Genomic DNA, 19,912 nt, shown 5'->3' with positions numbered 1-19,912 from the left:
TATATTTAACTTACAATTTCTTTCAATAGATGATCGCTAATATAATCTATAGTATTATTATCCAACTCATAGTGAGAGGGTAAAGTAATTCCTTTCTTGAACAGCCAATCTGAGTTGCTATTATTTGATTTATTTTTATAATTTGTATATGCTGGCATTGAGGATAGTGGTCTAAAAAATGGTCTTAGGGGAATTCCTTTAAAAGCAAGATTTTTAATTGTAGAACTTGAATTAAAAGCTTCATTCTCGATGACTAATGTTGTTGCCCAACATCCATTGACAAAATTTGTATTATCAGAAGTCAACGTAAAGTCAAAATCTTGACCCTCAAAATTAGATAAATATCTATCTCTAATTGCTTGCTTAATGGAAATCAGTTCGTTAATCCTATCAAGTTGTGCGCATGCCATAGCACCCATTAAATTTGATGGCATATATTTTGTAGTTGCTTCTAATATAAGATAAGGTTGTTCTGCACTTCGACCATGATCCCTTAAAAATTTACATCGTTTATAAAAATTTTCGTCATCAGTGAGCAGTGCTCCACCCTCACCTGTTGTAATAGTTTTTGTTCTATGAAAACTATGAACACTAAATAAACCAAATTTTCCCGCCCTTATACCCCTTAGAGAAGAACCTAATGCTTCTGCAGCATCTTCGATTATTACTATATTATTCTCTGCACAAAGCTTTTCTAGTTTCATATAATCAGGCATAAAGCCATAAATATCGACTGCAATTACTGCCTTAGTCTTGCTTGTGATTTGGGTATTTATAGTATCTGAACTCAGACACCAATTGTCTTTTTCTACGTCACAAAAAACTGGTCTTGCTCCTGTATAAGTAATTGGAGCAACACTACCAGTCCAGGTAGTCTCGGGAACAATCACTTCATCTCCAATATTAATTCCAAGAGCTATTAAGCCTAAATGTATAGCATGTGTACAACATGGTGTCATAAGACAAAACCTTCGATCATGCCATTTTGCGAACCTTTCTTCGAATTCTTCGACATATTGATAACTATCCCATCCATCATCCATCATTTTTAGAATTATATTTTTTTCGTGTTGAGTGATTGATGGTCCACACATTTTAATCGAATGATTCATGTTTTTAGATTGAATGAAATAAATGGATGCTATATATTATATATAGTGAATTTGATTTTTCCGGTAAAAATTAATAGTATCTGTCAGTCCATGCACCAACTTGGTTGATGAAGACCATTTTAATAAATTACGTGCCTTATTATTATTAAAGATTTGATCACCAACCTCTGTAACTTGCTTGTGCGCTGGCCAATCTATATATTTAATACTGCCTGAACCACATTGATTAACAATAATTGAGCAAATCTCTCCGATGCTATAATGTGAATCAGAGGTGACTAGTAATGTTTCTCCAATACTTTCCTTTGAAGCAACACATTTGATCACAGCATCGATTAAATCATTGACATATAACAAATTTCTTTTTTGCATGCCATCGCCATAAATATTTATTGTTTTACCCTGAAGTGCTTGACCAAGAAAATAATTATTAAATGTAAATTCAGGACTGTGGATTGAGGCATATGGCCCATAGGTATTACTTATGCGAAGTACTGTTCCTTGAATATTAAAAGCCTTACAGTATATTAAAACATGCTTCTCTGACAAAGATTTATCTGCTGAATATATATCAGTTGGAAATTCAGGATGCATCTCATTAGCAGGAATGTTTTTTAATCTTCCAAACTGTGTAGTTGTACCAAAGTGTATTAAACGACATTTAGGATTAAATCTTCTAATCGCTTCAAGAATATTCAGAGTACCTTTTAAATTAGTATCGAGATCAAAATAAGGTTCATCCATTGACCTTGAATGTGATGTTGATCCAGCACAATTAATTACGATATCATTTTTAGCAATAAAATCACTTAACAAGTCAAAATTCAGGATGCTTGAATGAGTTATTTTTAAGTCGCATTTTATGTCGTCTAAATTATAAAGATTTCCCCCAGATCTCTTGTCTAGATTGTCCATAACAGTAATATTTGCAGTTAGCTGATGAAGAGCACGGACAAGATTACTGCCGATAAAACCGAACCCACCTGTGACGAGGACATTTATATTTCCCCAACCATTAATCATTATACTTAAAAAGCAATGTTAAATCTTAGCATCCGATGCTCCACTTTTTTAAGCTAGCTAATCCAAACCTTAATTGGACGCTCGTGATGTGTGCGATGTGGACATGATTAACTTAACTTTATTCTAATACGAATTAATCATACTGAGTAAACTTGAGAGAATATAAGGACTACTCAAGCAACTACCTCCGTCAAAAAAGAAATCAATAAACTCTGGAGATATTGCCTCATTAATAGAATGATACCCACTAAAAATATCGATCCTTTCGAAGTTAATTAGATGCTTTTGATTATTATTTATTCTGAATAAATACTGATGCCTGTCATTCTCGGACATTAGAAAAGATTTTTGCAGATAATTGGTGTCAAAAAGATTTTCTAGCTCTTTCTTTTGATGACGGCTTGAAAGTATTAGAATTTTATCAAATAGTTTTACTACCATTTGAAAAAGTCTTTCCCGTTCACTGATGCTAAGAGACTTGATAAATATTGATGGATGCGTGAATTGACCCGAGGTTTTTCTTTTCATCAACTTTTCCTGTAAATATACACTTTCTTCTGAATAAAACATATTAAGCTGCCTCAATATTGAGAACTGAACAAACCCTACGAACGCAGCATTTTTACTCCCCCAAATCTCCATAAAATCTTTAAAAAATATTCCTAAAGGCTTAATTAATAGCCCAGGAAAGTAAGTCGAGTGATATTGGGGCACATAATAATTTGGCTTGTAATCTTGGGCGGAAAATAATCCACTAGAGTAAGCAAGGCGAAATTCGGCAACTTTTTTTGTTTCTGGACAAAATGAAATTTGTTTTCCACATGAAAAGGGAATAGACTCGGGTAATTCATTAAAATGATCATAGTTTAATAGCAACAATTCATCATGTGGAAGAATAAAAGCTCCATCATCTGAATCTTTCGACAACATAAAATCTCTTATTACATAGTTATAGGTATTTTCATTGAGATCATATTTGCAATGTTTAAAAATAAGATCTGCATTCTTAAGTTGGTGACGTACCAAGTCATGAGCGATCGGTTCTGGCGTTGAATCATAGATAATATAACGCCGTCTAAACTTATATACAGATTCGCAGAGTTTAAGCTGAAATAAAAGTCTGTTGTGATCTTTATAGTGTGGAATGAAAAAGTTAACTGTTCTCATGTTGATACAGATGCTAGAAGGTCAAGTGTGCTTTTTACTGAATGATCTAATGAACCAGCAAATTTAAATCCAATTCCTCTTATCCTTCGCGTGCTTAGAGTATATGACAAATCATTCATGATTGTGCTAGAAGTAAGATTGATTTTTGTTTGCGGCCTATATTTTCTTATACAAGAAACTATATCGCTGACTGTGTAGTTACCCGTAACAACATTAAAAGTTTTATCTAGCTCACTATTTCGATCTAGAGAAAATTGAATAGCCCTGACAGCATCATCCAAATCCAGGTAGGGCCTCTGCTGATGCAATGCTGTTTTCCATATAGACAGTGGTTGTCCAAAGCTTGATTCCCAACAGAATTTGTTAACAGCAGTATGAAATCTCATACCTTCTGAGGGCCCAAAAATGGTTCCAAATCTTAGTATAGTTGCTTTTAAATCACTTGTATTCCTCTTTTCTGTGATTAGTAGTTCCTCCATTAATTTACACTTTGCATACGGTGACTGCCCTGAATCAGTATTTAAAATGTCTGATTCCTCAAGATCTACTCCTGACTTACAGTAAATACTGGTAGAAGATATTGCGATTAATTTTGCTTTTTTTTCAAGACAAAAGTTAATTATATGATTTGTGCAATCTAAATTGTGCTCTATAAATTGATCTGGATTTTTAGCACTTAAAGCTGGCTCTGTCAGGGCAGCAAGATGGACTACATAATCCACTTCTTCTGGAATGATTGAAAGTAAATCATCCCTTACATCGCTTTCAATATAGTTGAAGCAAATATTTGGATTTAGATTAAAGAGGCTTGGATATCGGCATGTTTTTAAATTATCCAGTAAGATGATTTTGAGATTATCGATTGAATTATCAAAACTTCTTATTAATTTAGATCCTATGTGCCCTAAGGCTCCTGTGACGAGGATAGTTTTTGTTTTCATAATAGTTTTGAAGAGAATGCATTAAGCTTTTCGCATATATAGTTGACTTTCTCTATTTCAAGTTCAGGATAGATAGGGAGGGACAATATTTGGTCTTTAATTTCTTCAGTCTTTGTCATATTAAGGGTTTCAATATTTTTAAATGCAGAATGTAAATGAGTAGGTTTTTGGTAGTGAATGCCAGGGTAAATATTATTTTTATTAAGATATTTAATTATTTTCTCGCGTTCCGGCACTTTGACCACATACAGATGAAAAACGTGAAAAGCGTTCGTATTTATAAGTGGTCTTTCGCAGAAACTCGGAAGTTGTTCGGAATAAGTGTTGGCAATCAATCTTCTTTTTAGATTCATTTCTTCTAACGATTTTAATTTTACCCTTAAAATTGCTGCCTGTATTTCATCAAGTCGATAGTTCCCACCATTAATTATGCTCTCTCTATTGTCATTCCATCCGTACTCTCTGATTAGCATCAATTCATTGTGCAAATCTTTATCATTTGTAGTTACAATTCCAGCATCACCTATGGCACCTAAGTTTTTAGTTGGGTAACAACTAAAGCATCCAGCTATACCAAAAGTACCCACATTTTGATTCTTCCACTTGGCACCGTGAGCTTGTGAACAATCTTCAATAAGATGCAAAGATGATTGTTCACAAATATCAACAATTTCATCCATATTGGCAGGTTGACCATATAAATGAACTACAATTACAGCTTTAGTTCTAGAATTAATAGCTTTTCTTAATTCGTCCGGACACATTGTAAATGTTGAAGTGATATCAATTAATTTTGGCTCTAAATTAGCAAGCTTAATTGCGGCAATCGTAGGAATTGCTGTATGAGAAACAGTAATTACTTCATCTTGATCATTAAGCTTGAGAGCTCTAAGTACTATTTCTATGGCACTAGTACCGCTAGATACTCCTAAGCAATAATCTGAACCATTAAATTCGCCAAACTCTTTTTCGAAGGCATGAAGCTCTAAACCATTAATATAAATTCCTTTTTCTAGGACATTATCTATGACAGCACTGATTTTTTCTTTATATTCGCGATACTGCTGCTTTGGGTCTGAACAAAGTATTTTCATGATATCTGTACTGTTGGTATATGTGTAATCCATTTTCTTCCTTGAGATGTATAAGCCCTTTCTTTGGCCATGATTTCCTTTAAATGATTCCAAGCAAATAAGAATGTGTAGTCAGGCATGTTAAGATTAAATTCTTTCCAATCTGTTATCGGTATATGCATCCCAGGAGAGAACTTTCCTTGCTTAAGTGGAGTCGTATCGTATATGCATTGAATTAAATCCGGACCAATGTTACAGTAATTGAGGATTGTTGTACTTTTTGAAGTGGCTGCATATCCACACACTTGACTTCCTCCCGATTTCAAGTTTTCTAATATCTCGACCAGCTTATTCTTTGATTGTTTAATATTTTCACTTAATCTTAGCATGCTTTCTATTTTATTAAGTCCCATTGAATACTCATTTTCTAGAATTTTTTTTGCATTATCGCTAACATCATTGAATCCCTTCCGACCAATTGTGTATCGCATTGATCCGCCATGTGTAACTTGAGGCTGCGCATCTATTAATTCAAGATCAAGCTTATTGAATAAATTTTTGACAGAAATGCATGAAAATAGAAAAACATGTTCGTCATAAATCTGATCGTATGCGCATTTTTGAATTATGTCACCCAAATATGGCTCTTCAAAAATAAATTTACCGTTATCACTCAATAGAATGTCAATGCATTTTGCAAGTTCTAAAATATTGGGTATGTGACAAATTACATTTGCAGCAGTTATATAATCGGCAGATCCATGTTCACTTAACAAGGCTTCTGCTAAAGGAATATTCATAAATGAATTTTCTACCATTACACCTTTGCTCTTTGCGATATTGGCTACATTCTCTGACGGCTCGATACCTATTGTTCTGATATTGGTATTTACAAAATTTTCAAGGAAAATTCCATCGTTGCAACCAATTTCAATAACTAGTGGATTTTTTGTATCGGATGATGTCGCTACTGATTTTGCCCATGATTTAAAGTGCTTTGACATTTCGGTAGAAGTGCTCGAGAAGAACGCATATTCTTCATGAAACATGGCTTCAGGGCTGGGCTGATCAAAGAGTTGCAGTAATCCTGATTCCTCACAAAATCCAACTCTCATGTTAAAGAAGTATTCTTCGCCGAACTGCTCTTGCTTTAAAAAGCCATTACCTAGGGGCTGTTCACCAAAGTCAATTACTTCAATAAGCCTTTTTCCACTCACCCTGCACTTTTCGTTCACAGCGGAAACGTAAACAATACGCATCCTACTCTATGGCAAGGATATTTTCAGAGTATTTACGGTGTGGCTACTTACAAATTTCTTACAAGCATCTCTATAGATTTTGTTTATTCTAACACATTATGAAATTCACTTTCTATTTCTGTCTTTTATAGCCAATGTGCCAAATCTCCCTTTAATTCCGTTTTCAGATCATTGCTATTAAATATTCCAAGTATCCCAAGCTTTTGTGCTTCAACAATTTTTCTTATGTGATTAACAACCTGTACGCTTTCTATTGGCCTTGCACCAATAGCAACCTCGGCAGCTAAAACCATCCCAGTCACTCCCATTGTCAACATATTATGGATGTCAGATATTTCTGCTCGTGAAGGTAGAGAATTTGACATAAGTGAGTCTAAAACATTTGTTGCTACATAAATTGGTTTTTCTATTTCGACACACAGCTTAGTAGCTAGATTAACTGCTACTGGAACCATCGAAATTGATATCTCACGTGATAAGTCTCCTCTATCAATCAAAATCCCATCTGATGCAGTCGCAATCTCCTTAATTGATTCAAGTCCTCGTCTACTCTCAATTTTTGCTATGACTTTTGACTGACCTTTACAAAGTGATCTGGTTGTTTTAATATCCTCGGCACTTTCTGCAAATGAGTGAAAAATAGCTGGACAGCTATGTTTCGTCGACTCCTTAATTGCCCATATATCAAACTCTGTGTGCGGTTTAAGAATCAACGGCTTGTTTGCGATATCAAAAGCTCGATTCTTTTCACATGTTCCTCCTGCTATTACCACGCCTTTGAATGACTTATTTTCACGATCTATCGTCTTTATTTTAATGATAAGCCCAGAAAAATCTATTCTGAGTATATCGTCAATACTAACTTGTTCTATAATCTCCTTATGATTAAGTACTAATACCTCATTACTGTCATCAACTTTTCGCATATTGCGCTGATGGCTTCCAAATAGAAAATCAACGCTCTCTCCCTCTTTTAAATTCTTGTTGCCATACACCTCTATAATCCTCCCTTGTGCCCCTTGAGTATCTATACAGGGTCTTATACCTGCATTAGAAAGAGCCTGAAAATATGAGTAATATTCTTCTTCATTCGAGTGAGATAAGTTAATTCTAAAGCAGTCAGCACCTGCTTTATCTAATCCAATTAAAATACTTTTGCTGATCGAGCTAGGGCCAACTGTCACAATCAGCTTAAAAGCTCCCATCGTTCAGAAATGGAGAAAAGTCAATACCAGGATACATGCTCATTAGCTCAGCAATTTCTTTTCGATATGCAATGCTCAGATCTTTTCCTCTTCCAATTTTACCCACATTAAGCCTAGTGTTCATTTTCTTTGTCTCATTAATTGCAATATTAATTTTATCTCTCACTGGTTTATAGCCAAGTTTTTCTATTACCAGCTGAAGTGTTTCAGCAGTATTTCCTACTAATGCTTCATACGTTATATTTAATAGCGAAATTTGTGATCTTTGCCATGACGCATAAAAGGAAAAGTACCAAGGGACTGCATATTTGATCAGATATGCTTCCAATTGCACTTCAGACATTTCTGCATGTATTGGTAGTGTTTGAGTAAATACTAATGCGCTTGATGCCTTTGTTTTGTGCTTATATCTTCGTATTCTATCTTTTAAGCTTACGATGCAATCGTAAATATTTCTTGTCATTGTAATTGTTTTAATATTGTATTCTTTTATCATTGCTTCTACGTATGGAGATGATCGTGTATGCATTGGGGCTATATAGCTTAACTCTCTTGCTCTTATTTCTGTCAATCGTTGCATGGACAGAACATGATCCGAGCCATCATATCCATCTGCTGCATGGAAATATGGCACGTCTGGCTTAAAGTAATTACCCAATAACCCTGAAAGGAACGTAGTTCCCGAATTGTGAGGAACTGCAATCAGAATGTTTGGGGCTTTCATTTTATCCATAATTGTTCTCTCCATATTACTTCGTTTTTCTTGATCTTGGTTTTATTTACACTATTTCCGTTTGACCAATTTAAATATTATATGCTTTAATTGTCAATTTATTAAAATAGTCATTGTTCTTAGTTGATCATTTCAATCTTAATTTCTCTGCTCATCTTGTCATGTTGCTCCCCCAACTATGAGTACATTATGTGATTTGAGATACACGCTTTGCGGAGTCTTGCACTGCAATACTTTTGTTGCGTCGCTTACCCTTTTTAATATTTCTTGACTGTCAAAGCTTTGAATTTTTCCCTTCGATAGTTGTCTATTGCTTGTATTTTTAAGAGTATTTAGAATATAATTTGCCTCTTCGTTGATACTCTTTTCTTTTCTTATTATCTTGTCTAATTTTTTGGTGTCATTAATTATATCTATTATAGACGATTCTTCGCTTAGATGAAGTGATGGATGTATGCATTGATTTATACCTTTGATTGATGAATTTGTACTTTGCACAACACTATTAAATACTTCTTGGTAATTCTTCATGAGGCTTTGATTTGATTTATTTTGATTTTCAATTATTTTGATTTGATCTTCTTCTCTTTCTTTGTTGTTCATTTTTTTTGTTTTATAATATGCGTCCCTTATCTTTTGATTTAATTCATCTAGATTGTGCACAATATTTGAAATCTTAGACGAAATAGCCATTGCTTTATTTTCTGGATCGATCATATGACTGATATCTAGTACATTTGCATTTAATAGAATACCTTGCAATCCTGTTGTGCACCCTGCATGTATCATTATTCTCGATGCATGTATCCAAGGATCTACTGTTTCCTTGTAAATTATATATAAGTTTCTGTGTTCTCCTATTTGTTTTGACCAAGCGATTGTACTTCCAACTGGATGAGGTCTAAAAACAAATAATATATCTGGATTCATTTTTATTACCTTTCTTATTATTGAACCAAATATTTCACTCCTTTTTTTTGTCTCTTGATATTGCTCTTGTAATTCTGCCACCCTGTTATTGTCTATATCATTTCCTAAGAATCCACTACTGTCGTTGTTATCAAAATCTCCAAATCCTTTTACTCCGAAGTTGTCTGATATTAAAACAAATTTTCCGAAAAATTCCGAAATTATATTGCTCCGTCTTGAATAATAATTCTGGTTCATTGGCAATAATATTTCCAGGCGTGTATTTAATTTGCACGATAATTTATTACTCATTTCCTTAATACAGTCCGTTGGTGTATTTTCTTTTATTAATTTTTCTTGAGCTGTGCACCAGGTTAGGATTTTTGAGCATAATTTTGTACTTAATCTGTCAACGCCTGGAAGATATGATCTTTTTGAGTTGTGAACATGAAATTCCAAGTCATTGCTGCCTTCTTCATCTACTATTGTCGTAATTCCACCTTTACTTATAATGTCATGGTTCCACTTTATACGGTAGTTATTTCTCGGTCGTCCATGCCTGAATAGTGTTGAATATTTGTGATATTTGTATATTTCGGAGAGATTATATTCGTGACCTATTACTGATGTTATACCTTCTGAACTAGCCGCTACTGCTAGTAAAATTCGGCTATCTATCTCTCTATCCCATATATGTATTGGTAGAAAGAGGGCCATAATCTTTTTCAGTATATTACCATATCTATCGATGTCTATTCTCTCTCTCTGTTTAGCTAATACTTCTCATTTCTCCCTGTTCAAATTCTTTATTTTTTTAATCATTAATGCTTCTACTATTTGAAAGTCAATCAAATCATCTATATCTACTGATCTCTCTCTTGGCATTACATGTATTTTTGTTCGACCATGCCAAAGTCCTTTCTTAAGTGTTTTGTAGTGCCAACAATAGATAGATGCATTCATTGCGTACACTATTGGCGCTTCTTGTCGTGATGTTACGCCCCTTTGAATCTTTTTTGATAGCCGTACTATACCATTGTTATCCTCTTCAACCATATTAAAATAAGGATTCTTGTCTGATTTGTAACCAGTAACAACCGCATCTGTATCGTTATCTAGAAGATTAATGCATGCATCTATATCCTCCTTAATTCTCAGTGGTGATGTTGGATCAAGATCAACAATTTTAGAAATTGACCCAATATTCTGCTCAACCCAATCCACTAGGTGCTCAATTACCGGTATTTTTGCGGAGGTGTCGTTTGCAAGTTCTCTTGGTCGTATAAAGGGCACTTCTGCACCTGCACTTTTAGCGATTTCGGCTATTTCTTTCGAATCAGTTGAGACAAAAACTCGATCTATCCCTGGGTGAGCAATTGCCTGTTCAATGCTGTGTACGATTAGTGGCTTACCGTTCAACATCCTTATATTTTTCCCTGGCACTCCTTTTGATCCACCACGGGCACAAATAGTGGATATGGTAAGTTGATCAGTTATATCTTGTCCTTTAGATCTAATACAATTTTCGCACTATTCAGTCCATCTTGCAATGTTTGTGTCTGCATTGTATTGCCCTGGATCCCCTCTAAAAAATTAGTCATAGCTAATAAGTATGTTTCTTGTATATCAAAGCTTTTACTTCCACTCATAATTACCTTTACTTCATGTTTTGTTTCTAAAACGAGTGTCTTCCTTCTTAAATCCCAGATTAGTGTTCCTTTTTCTCCTATTAATTGATATCTTCGTATAGGACGTCTAGCTATGTAATCAATTCCAATTTGTACGAGACATCCGTCATGAGATTTTAATAGAGCAGTTGCTGCCGCTTCTGTTTGTATTTCTAGGCATGGGGCCTGTATTACATTGCACGCTTCTGCTGTTAGGTCGCCTAGTATCCATCGTGCCATATCAATCTCATGAATTAAATCTAGCAGTACTCCACCACCCATTTCGGGCTTTGCGCTGTAGCTTTTCCGGTGGTCTGTTCCCGGCCTCCAATCTGGCAACCATTGCCCCGCATCAAAAGAGGCCCGCATAACTTTTCCAATACATCCGTTTTCAGACAACTCCTTTAATTTTATCAGTGATGGTAAAAATCTTAAGTTGCAACCTACTTGAGTGTAAAAGTTAATTCCACTCCTTGCGAGTTGTACATTAACCTGATTCATTTGTTCTCTATCCGTCACTACTGGTTTCTCAATATACATATGTAATCCGGCTTTTAACCCTTCTATGATTAAATTTGCATGTTTAGCTGATTGGTTTGCAATTATAATTGCATCAAGTTTTTCGTCTTCAGCAATTTTTAAGCTAGTAACTTTATCTGCATCAATTGATTCAATATATGTATCACTTGTAATCCCATTTCTCAGTACGACAATTTTGATGCCTGGACACAGTTTTTCTAGGTTTGCAAGATGTCTTCTTCCAATTGATCCTGTTCCCGCTATACCAATTCTCATTTGTTTAATAGAGCACCAAGTGATTTCTCGATCGATTTTTCAAGGTTACTTGTGATTTCTACATTCTAAACCTTAGGCTTCTCTGCATGTTTTTCACCATATCGCCATTGAAATCCCTTTGTTTATTAGGAATTCCCTTGCTTTTGGTAGTCCGTCCCCTACGAAATTTAGAAGATTTGCGGTTGCTACAGCATCTACGCCTCTGCATTCCAGACTTTCTTGAAGATGATGTTTATTCCCTGCTCCGCCAGCTTGTATTATTGGTAAATGACTTGCCGAATCAAGTTGTTTAAGTACTTCGCTTACATATCCTTGGCCAGTCCCATCTCTGTCAATTGAATTTAAATATAGCTCGCCTACACCCATTTCCCCAAGCCGTTCAATGTGCTCATTTAACGGTCGATCCAGACGCTTTTTCCCCTGATTTGTATATACAATAAATGATCCTTCTTCTATTTTGTAATCAACTGATCCAATAATGCACTGACTTCCGTAAATTGCGATTAATTCCCTTACCAAATTTGGATTCTCATGAAGCGCCGTATTTATAATTAGTTTATCTGCACCATTATAAATTAACATTTTTGCGTCATCTAAACTATTGATATGTCCTCCAAGTGCTAATGGCATAAAGCAGTTCTGGCAAACTTCATTTACTACTTCACAAAACTCTTGTCTGTCAGGTTTTTCACGACTTACATCCAATATCACTAATTCGTCTATTGCGCATGCAACTGAATAAAAGTTATAGTTAATTTTTAGCCAACTTAAATTGCCGATTTTTTGTAATCGAAAGTTCCTGCTTAAATAAAACCCTCCCTTTTGGTAGAGTAAAGTAAAGATTAATCTTTTCTTGGCCATTAGAATTTTTCCAAGAAATTTGCTATTAAGCGCAGCCCATTCGCTTGGCTCTTCTCAGGATGAAATTGTGTACCTGCTATTTGACCATCCTCTACCGCTGCTACAAAATGTTCCCCATGCCATGATTTAGCAGCTATTGTCTTTTTGTACTTGCATTGTAGTCGATAACTATGTGTGAAATAAAAGTCTATAGATGTTCCTAGTCCTGTAAATAAACGTGTTTTTTTATTTGTTTCAACTGTTGTAAAGCCAACATTTGGTATTTTCAAACCCATTATTTTTAGATCGTCTCCAAATTGATCTACATCACCATCAATTAATTTTAGGCCTTCTGTTTCCCCATTCTCGCTGCTACGGTTTGCAAGCAATTGCATTCCTAGGCAAATTCCCAAAATTGGTGTCCCTGAATTTACTTTATTGCGTATTTCCTGATCTAAGCCACTTTTTTGTAGTGATTGCATTGCGGTTTTAAATGAACCGACACCTGGGAGAATTAGATGGCTAAAATCTTCAATATCCTCTAATCCTGCTACTATCTTTCCATTTGATCCGATATAATTAAGTGCTTGTACGACTGATCGTAAATTTCCGGCACCGTAATCAATTACACCCACTTTTTTTTTCATTTTAATTTATCTCGAAATTTGGCACCCAACTACCGTTTTCTTTTCTAAATAAGTCCTTATTAGCCCATTGATCTATCACTGATTCAAATTCTTTTATTTTCATATCGTAATACTCTAAATACATCGGTATGAATTCTTCTGGATAACGACCATCGTACATCTTTACCAAATTTTTCGCTTGGTCTCGTGTCATTGCACCTCTTCTGATTTCTATTCCGGCATCTTGAGTAGCTCTACCAAATCCAAATTTTATGTACATCATGTATGTGTGAAGTGCGTATAGTGCTTGATCATTTTGTGCGAAATTAGTAAATGTTCCTGAATTCCCTTCCTCCTTTTCTTGAAGGCCGCAATGCTCTTTTGCGACGAGATAATTCCGATAAGGATCCCAAGATTCAAAATATGACCAGTGTGTCAGATAGATTTCTTGATTGTATAGTTCTTCATCTTTTGGAAACTTCCAAAAATATAATTCTGCAGCATTTACGTCTTCAAGCAATGCGAATATTTTTTCATATCCACCCTCAAGATATATCTTTTTCATATATTTGATGTCGAATAATGCCTTATCCTTTGTTTCTGTTGATCCACCATACTCAACCTCCCCATCTTCACCATAAAAAATCAATGGTATTTTGTAATTGATCGATGTTCTTACTATGCATGTTAATATTGCTGTCAGCCACCCATAGTAAGGAAACCCTTTTTCAATAAACCCATATCGATTAAATTTTCTCATTATTTCTGCATCAGGCGAAATATGAATATGGTTGTACCCGGAATTTATGAACCTACTTAAATTTTCATCTCCTAATTCTAGTGATAGAGCTGGTTTGATTGTCACTGTTAAAGGATTCATCCCATATACATGTTTTAATTGATATGCAACATAGCTTCCATCTTTACCACCACTTACCGGTACTAGACAGTCGAAGTTTCCATCCTTAGATCTGTATCGATTTAGTAACTTTATTAGTTCCTGTTGCCGTTTGTTCCAATCCTTTTTTTCTTTCTCTTCCATCCACTGACAAGCGTTACACCATCCACGTTGGTCAAAACTGATCCGTGGCCGAGTCGACATATTTAGGCAGTTACGACACCAGAACTCTTTCATCTCTAAGGTCTCTATTGTGGTCAATGTTACTTCACCACACCCCCCATCCTCCATCTACAATTATGTTTTGTCCAGTGACCCATGCAGACAAATCCGTAGCCAGGTATGCAACAGCGCCTTTGAAGTCCTCTTCTCTTCCCATACGTCCTAGAGGTGTTTTCGCTATATATTTGTCAACGAACTGTTTTGGCTGATTCCTTATTACGCCACCTGGTGATATTGAATTTACTCTAATATTTGGTGCTAATACTGTTGCGAGCCAACGGCTCAGTTGTATCAATCCACCTTTGCTTGCAGCATACGCCGCCGGATTATTCATGTCCGTACCTTTGTAGAGTGATAGATCTGGACCATATAGCCCATATATTGACCCGATATTTATAATCGAGGCATGATCTGACTCCCGCAGTAGTTGGTGGCACCCTTGAGTTAAAGCAAATGCTGCGGTCATATTTACTTCTATCGCTCTTCTCCATGTTGCAATACTTTGTTTACTAAATTCTGTTGACCATCCCTCTAGGTTTCTCTCTCCAACAAATGCTGCGTTGTTTATCAATATATCAAGTTTGCCAATATTCTCTTTTATCCAATGTGGAACCTTCACTATTTCCTTGTCTGACTCAAGATTACACTTAATTGTCTTAACATCAACTTTAAAATTTCTACAAATATCCTCTCTGATTTCTTCTAAATCTACTTCTTGTCGATCCAGTAATATAATGTCGGAACCAATTTCTGCCAATGCAGTGGAGATGGCTTTTCCAATGTGCCCCCCAGCCCCAGTTACTAAACTCACACATCCAGTGATATCCATTAATTCTTGAACACTTTTGTTTGAATTCATTTTTTCTTTTTATTTTACCCTCAAACCCTTGTTTTCTTTTCATTCGATATCTTATTTTACGATTTTTTCTCTCTGTTTTGTTCTGGTTTCAATATTATTTGTAGCTTGTATCCAAGTAGTTGGTCAAGTACAGCTTGCTTACTAAGTATCTCTCCTAATTCCCCTTCTTGGAATTTACCTTGATAAGGATCCTCGTAAGATAAATAGTTCCCAATTGGACCAAGTTCATCTATCACTGAAATCATTGATACTATTGTAAACCCTGCATTTTTTGCCACTCTTTTGATTGTTGATGTCCCATATAGGTTGACGTGTTCAATACCATCAAACATGTTGCATTTTTCTCTAAGAATACGTGCCGCTAATGAGTTAGAACTTGGTATTTGTAGGAATATAATTCCTTCTGGTTTTAGTAATTTATTTAAGTATTCCAGGTATTGATTTCCGTCTTTAATATGTTCAAATACATCCCACATTGATATGACATCAAATTGCTCATCAAGTTCTAGCTGCTGTATTGGTTTTCCCCATGCCTTGTGTTCTTTATGCCTTGTTATATTTAGTTCGGACTCATTGAGTTCTATTCCGTATGTCTTATAACCTTTTTCTCTACACAAATCTAGGAACAAACCACTTGAGCATCCTACATCTAGCAATTTTCCATTCTTGCAGTGTTTAATTATTTCAACAAGCCCTTGGCTATATATGTTTTTGTAGAACTCGTATTCATTCTCATGTGCACTTGACTGTTCAGTATTATTCTTTTTGTAATAGTCCACTAGCTTATTATCTTTAAAAACAGGATCTAAGTAGATCATTCCACAATTATTGCACTTAACATATCTGCCGCCATTTTTTGTAAAGAGAATTGATTTCATATCTTTCCCACAGCATGGACAGTCACGATTTTCTATAAGCTCACTTTTTATTAGTCCTGTTTCTTCATTTATATACGTTCTTCGATATATTTCTGTTGTCTCATACATAGACTTTCTGCTTTCATGCAATTTCTGCTCTCGTTGCAATGATGTTTCCATCTTTCAAATAAAAATTTCCTAGTCACCATAGACTAGCATTCCTTCTCCTCGGTCAGCTTGATGTTAGATTACTCTGAATTTGTTGATTCTTAATTCTGATGTTACAGGGTTTTAGTTTTTAATTAGTTTTCCACGACTTAATCGCAGCCTCAAGTGATTCCGGGTTCCCCACATCTATCCAGTATTCATGTATTGGACATGTCAAGACTCTATATTCTGACTGCTGAGCTTTTTGTAGGAATGCTGGCATATCTATATATGTTTGTGGGGAAAGTAGTTGTAGCAGTCTTGGATTAATTACATAAATTCCCGCATTTACCAAATATCGGTATGTTGGTTTTTCTGCGAATGATGACAGCTCAAGTCCTCTTGTTTCTATAACCCCGAACGGAATAGAAATCTCGTGTTCTCGTACACACAACGTCGCTTCAGCATTATGGCTGCTATGAAATTGTAATAGTTGGCTTGGTTTAAGTTTTGTAAGTACGTCCCCGTTTATTACGATTATAGGTTTTGATATTGATTCAGGTAGCAGTTGTAGTGAACCTGCGGTCCCTAGAGGCTCTTCTTCTATCAGGTATTCAATATTTACTCCCCATTTAGAGCCATCTTCAAAGTAATCTATGATTTGCTCTTTTAGGTAATTTACTGACATATAAAAATTTTTAAATCCGTTTGATATGCATTTTTCAATTTGTATTTCTAGCATCGGTTTATCTCCTACAGGTATCATTGGTTTAGGACAGTTCTTTGTTTTAGGTCTTAATCGGGTCCCTTTCCCCCCTGCCATAATTACTACTGGATTTTTATATTCTGGTGGATTAAGTATTTCTTCAAGTATTAATAGTTCTACAACATTTCCGTTTTTGTCTATTACTGGCAGATGCCTTAAAAAGTTTTTTTTCATCATTTTTATCATCTCCTGACGATTTGCTGTTGTGCTGTATTTTGCAGATTGAAAGTTTCGATTCATAAGATCCTTCACGGGCGATTCTAATTTTTTTCCGTGTAGAATTCCTCGCCTAATGTCCCCGTCTGTCAGGGTCCCCAAAAGTTGTTGCTTTCTCCCTATTACTAATGCTATTTGTGCTCCTCCGTGCTCTATCACGCGCATTGCTTCAATCACCTTTGTGTCTTGGTCAATGCTTATTTCGCCTAATTTCTTAAACATCTATTCAAGTTAATTGCATTTATCGAAATCTATGCTCTTATTGAATATTTCTTTAATGGCACTTCTCTTGTCTTTTAAAACAAATATTCTACTTTTACTAATCCTTATTATTTTCACCCAATTACCTTCCATTGGCTTCTCTAATAGATTTTGTTTTTTATATTTATTTTTGAAGTTAATTTTAATTGTCTTCATGTATTTTCTTGTTTGGTTCGATTGCTATTAGTTGTTGTTTGGTTTTCATTTTTTGCTGGATTAGTTCCCTCTGCCATGGTTTTTTATCCTTTGTATATGTAATTTTTTTGTGATCATGGGGCGTTGTTGCCTGTGTGCTCAATGCCCCTCTGGTTCGCTACTTGGTTAGTAGTTTCTTCGCTTTACTGATTACATTTTCTGCCGTAAAACCAAACTCCTTGAGGCATGTTCCACCAGGGGCAGAAGCACCGAAGCGATTCATTGTCACACTGTCGCCATCGAGCCCAATGAAACGGTGCCAGCCGAAGGATTCAGCCGCTTCAACCACGATGCGCTTGCGTACGGCGTTGGGAAGCACCTCTTCCTTGTAGGAGTCGGTCTGCTCATCGAATAGCTCTACGCATGGCATGGAAACCACTCGTACTTTCTTGCCGTCTGCGGTGAGCTGCTTTGCGGCCTGCACGCAGAGGTCAAGTTCGGTGCCGGTGCCGATCAGGATCAGATCTGGAGTTCCAGCGCAGTCTTCGAGTACGTAGCCACCCAGAGCCACCTTGTCGATGGAGGAGTTGGCCTGATTGGCCATGCCCTGGCGGCTCAAGCACAAGGAGCTTGGGCGGTTGCGGTTTTGAATCGCCACCTTGTAGGCACCGCTGGTTTCGTTGCCGTCGCCGGGTCGGAACACCAACATTCCTGGCATCGCCCGTAGCGAAGGGATCGTTTCGATCGGTTGGTGGGTGGGGCCGTCTTCTCCCACACCTATGGAGTCGTGGGTGAGCACGTAGATCACACCCAGCATGCTCAGGGCCGAAAGGCGCATGGAGCCACGCATGTAGTCGGCAAACACCAGGAAGGTGCCGCCGTAGGGGATCAAGCCACTGTCGTGGTAAGCGATGCCGTTGAGAATTGCGGCCATTGCGTGCTCGCGAACACCGAAGTGCAGATAGCGCTTTTCAGGAGATTCAGGCTGGTAGGAGCCGGTTTCGCCCTTGATGTCGGTGTAGTTGGAGTGGGTTAGGTCGGCGGAGCCACCAATCAATTCGGGAATGTTGGGTCCCAAAGCACCCAAGCAGATCTGCGAGTGTTTGCGGGTGGCCAGGCCCCCGTCGTCTGGGGTGTAAGTCGGCAGGCTCGTCTCCCAACCTTCGGGGAGTTCACCGCGCAGCATCCGCTCAAATTGGGCGGCTTCAGTGGGGAATTTGGTGCGGTAGGCGGCTAGGGTTTGATTCCACTCGGCTTCCTTGCTGGCGCCACGCTCGATCGCACTACGGAACTGGTCGTAGGCCTCTTGAGGAATCTCGAAGGGACCATAGTTCCAGCCCAACTGTTTGCGGGTGAGCTCGGCTTCCTCGGCGCCAAGAGCAGCACCGTGAACACCAGCGGTGTCGGCTTTGTTGGGGGAGCCATAGCCGATTGTGGTGGTCACCTTGATGATCGACGGCTTATCGGTGACGGCCTTAGCGGCTGCGATCGCTTTGGAGATGGCATCCACGTCGGTGTTGCCGTCGGCCACGTGCTGCACATGCCAGCCATAGGCCTCATAGCGCTTCAGCACGTCTTCGGTGAACGACACGTCGGTGCGGCCGTCGATCGTGATGTGGTTGTCGTCGTAGAGGGCAATCAACTTGCCCAGCTTCAGGTGACCCGCCAGGGAGCAGGCTTCTGAAGAAATGCCTTCCTGGTTGCAACCATCGCCCATCACCACATAGGTGTAGTGGTCGACGAGGGTGGCGCCGGGCTTGTTGAACTTGGCGGCAAGGTGTGATTCAGCGATTGCCAGGCCCACAGCGTTGGCGATACCAGCACCGAGGGGGCCGGTCGTCACTTCAACGCCTGGGGTTTCAAAGGTTTCGGGGTGCCCAGGGGTCTTCGATCCCCACTGACGGAACTGCTTGATGTCGTCGATGCTCACCGAGTCGTAGCCGGTGAGGTGCAGCAGCGCATAGAGCAACATGCAGCCGTGACCAGCCGACAGCACGAAGCGGTCGCGGTTGAACCACTTGGGGTTCTTCGGGTTGTGGTTCAGGAATTTGTCCCACAACGCATATCCCATGGGTGCGCAGCCCATTGGCAGGCCGGGGTGGCCGCTGTTGGACTTGTTGATCGCATCGACCGCCAGCATCCGAATGCTGTTGATGCAGAGGTTGTCGAGGGATGCGGGCGCAGCGACCATGGGGTTAATG

18 protein-coding genes are annotated in these 19,912 nt (G+C 37.6%); all 18 read right to left on the bottom strand.

Annotation, left to right across the window (positions count from 1 at the left end):
- Positions 1-5 precede the first annotated feature (5 nt).
- Positions 6-1,112, bottom strand: coding sequence for a DegT/DnrJ/EryC1/StrS aminotransferase family protein (locus BL107_RS12080; RefSeq protein WP_071984213.1), 1,107 nt, complete (start codon positions 1,110-1,112; stop codon positions 6-8).
- Between the two features lie 36 nt (positions 1,113-1,148).
- A complete protein-coding gene (locus BL107_RS01105) occupies positions 1,149-2,135 on the bottom strand; it encodes an NAD(P)-dependent oxidoreductase (protein ID WP_037987846.1) in 987 nt (328 codons plus the stop codon).
- A gap of 123 nt (positions 2,136-2,258) precedes the next feature.
- The gene (locus tag BL107_RS01100; protein ID WP_009788413.1) at positions 2,259-3,302 is read right to left on the bottom strand and encodes a hypothetical protein; all 1,044 of its coding nucleotides are present in this window, start codon (positions 3,300-3,302) and stop codon (positions 2,259-2,261) included.
- Entirely contained in the window at positions 3,299-4,243 is a 945-nt protein-coding gene (locus BL107_RS12075) for an SDR family oxidoreductase (RefSeq protein WP_009788412.1), read from the bottom strand. The genes BL107_RS01100 and BL107_RS12075 overlap by 4 nt, the downstream gene beginning before the upstream one ends.
- Positions 4,240-5,337 (bottom strand): DegT/DnrJ/EryC1/StrS aminotransferase family protein, encoded by a 1,098-nt coding sequence (locus BL107_RS01095; protein WP_009788411.1) that lies wholly within the window; start codon positions 5,335-5,337, stop codon positions 4,240-4,242. The genes BL107_RS12075 and BL107_RS01095 overlap by 4 nt, the downstream gene beginning before the upstream one ends.
- Positions 5,334-6,533 carry a class I SAM-dependent methyltransferase gene (locus BL107_RS01090; RefSeq protein ID WP_232192710.1) on the bottom strand — a complete coding sequence of 400 codons (1,200 nt, stop codon included), beginning with the start codon at positions 6,531-6,533 and terminating at the stop codon, positions 5,334-5,336. The genes BL107_RS01095 and BL107_RS01090 overlap by 4 nt, the downstream gene beginning before the upstream one ends.
- Before the next feature lie 167 nt (positions 6,534-6,700).
- Positions 6,701-7,780: a pyruvate kinase gene (locus BL107_RS01085; protein WP_009788409.1), complete on the bottom strand. Its 1,080-nt coding sequence runs from the start codon at positions 7,778-7,780 to the stop codon at positions 6,701-6,703.
- Entirely contained in the window at positions 7,767-8,528 is a 762-nt protein-coding gene (locus BL107_RS01080) for a sulfotransferase domain-containing protein (RefSeq protein ID WP_071984212.1), read from the bottom strand. The genes BL107_RS01085 and BL107_RS01080 overlap by 14 nt, the downstream gene beginning before the upstream one ends.
- A gap of 144 nt (positions 8,529-8,672) precedes the next feature.
- The gene (locus BL107_RS01075) at positions 8,673-10,139 is read right to left on the bottom strand and encodes a hypothetical protein (protein WP_071984211.1); all 1,467 of its coding nucleotides are present in this window, start codon (positions 10,137-10,139) and stop codon (positions 8,673-8,675) included.
- 66 nt (positions 10,140-10,205) lie between these two features.
- Complete coding sequence (locus BL107_RS01070; RefSeq protein ID WP_083772458.1) at positions 10,206-10,892, bottom strand: acylneuraminate cytidylyltransferase family protein; 687 nt, start codon at positions 10,890-10,892, stop codon at positions 10,206-10,208.
- Between the two features lie 23 nt (positions 10,893-10,915).
- The gene (locus tag BL107_RS01065; RefSeq protein WP_009788405.1) at positions 10,916-11,884 is read right to left on the bottom strand and encodes a Gfo/Idh/MocA family protein; all 969 of its coding nucleotides are present in this window, start codon (positions 11,882-11,884) and stop codon (positions 10,916-10,918) included.
- 93 nt (positions 11,885-11,977) lie between these two features.
- Positions 11,978-12,745, bottom strand: coding sequence for an imidazole glycerol phosphate synthase cyclase subunit (locus BL107_RS01060; protein ID WP_009788404.1), 768 nt, complete (start codon positions 12,743-12,745; stop codon positions 11,978-11,980).
- Complete coding sequence (hisH, locus tag BL107_RS01055; RefSeq protein ID WP_009788403.1) at positions 12,745-13,371, bottom strand: imidazole glycerol phosphate synthase subunit HisH; 627 nt, start codon at positions 13,369-13,371, stop codon at positions 12,745-12,747. Before hisH ends, BL107_RS01060 begins: the two co-directional genes overlap by 1 nt.
- A gap of 1 nt (position 13,372) precedes the next feature.
- Entirely contained in the window at positions 13,373-14,485 is a 1,113-nt protein-coding gene (locus tag BL107_RS01050) for an N-acetyl sugar amidotransferase (protein WP_037988632.1), read from the bottom strand.
- A 31-nt stretch (positions 14,486-14,516) separates the two neighbouring features.
- A complete protein-coding gene (locus BL107_RS01045) occupies positions 14,517-15,329 on the bottom strand; it encodes an SDR family oxidoreductase (protein WP_037987839.1) in 813 nt (270 codons plus the stop codon).
- A 56-nt stretch (positions 15,330-15,385) separates the two neighbouring features.
- Positions 15,386-16,366 (bottom strand): methyltransferase domain-containing protein, encoded by a 981-nt coding sequence (locus tag BL107_RS01040; RefSeq protein WP_037987836.1) that lies wholly within the window; start codon positions 16,364-16,366, stop codon positions 15,386-15,388.
- Between the two features lie 118 nt (positions 16,367-16,484).
- Positions 16,485-17,537 carry a nucleotidyltransferase family protein gene (locus BL107_RS01035; protein WP_009788399.1) on the bottom strand — a complete coding sequence of 351 codons (1,053 nt, stop codon included), beginning with the start codon at positions 17,535-17,537 and terminating at the stop codon, positions 16,485-16,487.
- A 352-nt stretch (positions 17,538-17,889) separates the two neighbouring features.
- Positions 17,890-19,902 carry a transketolase gene (tkt, locus tag BL107_RS01025; protein WP_009788397.1) on the bottom strand — a complete coding sequence of 671 codons (2,013 nt, stop codon included), beginning with the start codon at positions 19,900-19,902 and terminating at the stop codon, positions 17,890-17,892.
- Between the last annotated feature and the right edge of the window lie 10 nt (positions 19,903-19,912).

The organism is Synechococcus sp. BL107 (assembly GCF_000153805.1).
Lineage (GTDB): Bacteria > Cyanobacteriota > Cyanobacteriia > PCC-6307 > Cyanobiaceae > Parasynechococcus.
Note: the sequence above shows the minus strand (reverse complement) of the source record. Positions and strands in the feature narration are given on the sequence as shown.